Below are 830 nucleotides of genomic sequence, written 5' to 3'. Positions count from 1 at the left end.
GCCCTCCCCCGCGCCGCCTATGCCGACATGTTCGGCCCCACCACCGGCGACCGCATCCGGCTTGCCGACACGTCCCTGATGATCGAGGTCGAGCGCGACCACACCACCTATGGCGAGGAGGTGAAGTTCGGCGGCGGCAAGGTGATTCGCGACGGGATGGGCCAGTCCCAGGTCACCAACCGGGACGGGGCGGTGGACACCGTCATCACCAACGCCGTGGTCCTCGACCATTGGGGCGTGGTGAAGTGCGACGTCGGCATCGTGAAGGGGCGGATCGCCAAGCTCGGCAAGGCCGGCAATCCGGACATCCAGCCCGGCGTCGACATCGTCGTCGGCCCCGGCACGGAGGTGATCGCCGGAGAAGGAAAGATCCTCACGGCGGGCGGGTTCGACAGCCACATCCACTACATCTGCCCGCAGCAGATCGAGGAGGCTCTGTGTTCGGGGGTCACCACCATGCTGGGCGGCGGCACCGGGCCGGCGCACGGTACCTTCGCCACCACCTGCACGCCGGGGCCGTGGCACCTCGCCCGGATGATCGAGGCGGCGGATTCGTTTCCGATGAACCTCGCCTTCGCCGGCAAGGGCAACGCCTCGCGCCCCGAGAGCCTCGTCGAGATGATCCGCGCCGGGGCCTGCGCGCTGAAGCTCCACGAGGATTGGGGCACCACGCCCCAGGCCATCGACACCTGCCTCACCGTCGCCGACCTCCACGACGTGCAGGTGATGATCCACTCCGACACCCTCAACGAATCCGGATTCGTCGAGGACACGATCAAAGCCTTCGCCGGGCGGACCATCCACGCCTTCCACACGGAGGGGGCGGGGGG

1 protein-coding gene is annotated in these 830 nt (G+C 68.6%); it reads left to right on the top strand.

Going from position 1 to position 830, the window contains the following annotated elements; translation table 11 throughout:
- A partial coding sequence (locus tag FV218_RS22465; RefSeq protein ID WP_147711608.1) for an urease subunit alpha occupies nt 1–830 on the top strand: 830 nt, incomplete at both ends.

The organism is Methylobacterium sp. WL69 (assembly GCF_008039485.1).
Lineage (GTDB): Bacteria > Pseudomonadota > Alphaproteobacteria > Rhizobiales > Beijerinckiaceae > Methylobacterium.
Note: the sequence above shows the minus strand (reverse complement) of the source record. Positions and strands in the feature narration are given on the sequence as shown.